General features: G+C 52.4%; 3 protein-coding genes. All 3 read left to right on the top strand.

What is annotated here, in order from left to right; translation table 11 throughout:
• Positions 1-259 (top strand): hypothetical protein (locus JX325_RS17330; protein ID WP_204792248.1); only part of this gene is annotated, 259 nt, incomplete at its 5' end.
• A 25-nt stretch (positions 260-284) separates the two neighbouring features.
• The gene (locus JX325_RS17325) at positions 285-581 is read left to right on the top strand and encodes a hypothetical protein (RefSeq protein ID WP_204792247.1); all 297 of its coding nucleotides are present in this window, start codon (positions 285-287) and stop codon (positions 579-581) included.
• Positions 582-779: 198 nt separating this feature from the next.
• The coding region (locus tag JX325_RS17320; RefSeq protein ID WP_374220665.1) for a recombinase family protein at positions 780-1,164 on the top strand (385 nt) is incomplete at its 3' end.

The raw sequence follows: 1,164 nt of genomic DNA, 5'->3' as shown, positions 1-1,164 counted from the left end.
GGCCAGACTGAGTGAGATCGCTACGCTTCTCAAGGATGGGCTGGTCGAGGATGGTGAGGAAGAAGCCTATCGCTACATGGTCGGTGTTGTCGAACTGTCGGACACCGAGGCTGAATATCTGGGGCTAGACATGGAGCGATACAGAGAGGCTACAGTTGAAGATGCCGATAACCCCACAGTTCCGACTAGCACAGATGGCGATTACAGCCCGGCCCATCCCTGGGATGCACCTGGAATGAGTGTGTCCGATTTCATATAGGCGATAGTAAGCGGGGCTGAGTGAGATGAAACACTACATTCCGTATGCCCGATCAGATGTCTGTAACAGTCAGGTGGATGAGCTGATTGAGTGGCTGGGAGTAAATGAGCTTTTGGAGAAGATGCGCCAGCTCCCACCTGAGCAGGAGTTCGCTATCCTCCTGGATTTCTTGGCGGAGTTCGCTGGTGCGCTTGATTTGTCCGAGCATCGAATGGCTGAGACATGGGTTGAGCAATCGGCAATCAGCTACACAGCTCACACCGAGGCCGTGAGGAAAGTCAAGCAGCGGTTGACCGAGCTTTACAGAGCACAGGGCAAATGAGTTGTGTTCCATTAGGGTTGGCGTTCACTCTGGGACGTACCAGAAGTCGGAAATCAATTCTAATGGAACTCTTTTTCATAGTGCTGTTAGGGTGTACCCTAACGGCACTTTACCATTACTATGAGAGGGTTAGATAGGAAGAGTGGATAAATCCGGGTGTGTATGCAAGAGCAGAACACCATCAGGCAGGAAGTCTTGATGAAAGAGCTGGGCGTCGATGAAGTCTACATAGACCGCATGAGTGGTAAGAATACGGATCGTCCGGAATTGAAGAAGATGATGGAGTACGTTCGCCGGGGCGATACAGTGATCGTAGAGAGCATCAGTCGGTTCGCCAGAAACACCCGCGACTTACTGGACTTGGTGGAGAGGTTGACGGCCAAGGGTGTTGAGTTCGTGAGCAAGAAGGAAGCCTTGGATACGACCACGCCAACCGGGAAGTTTATGCTGACCATCTTCGGAGCCGTGGCAGAGCTGGAGCGAGAGTACATTCTCCAGAGGCAGCGGGAGGGGATNGCTATCGCAAAGGAGCAGGGAAAGTACACCGGGAGAAAGGCCAAGCAGTTACCTGACTTTGATAAGG

It is taken from the genome of Oscillibacter sp. CU971, assembly GCF_905219725.1.
In the GTDB taxonomy this organism is placed as follows: domain Bacteria; phylum Bacillota; class Clostridia; order Oscillospirales; family Oscillospiraceae; genus Oscillibacter.
Note: the sequence above shows the minus strand (reverse complement) of the source record. Positions and strands in the feature narration are given on the sequence as shown.

Coding starts and splice junctions, on each gene's coding strand:
- JX325_RS17325 (WP_204792247.1), top strand. CDS start 285: ATGAAACACTACATTCCGTATGCCCGATCAGATGTCTGTAACAGTCAG.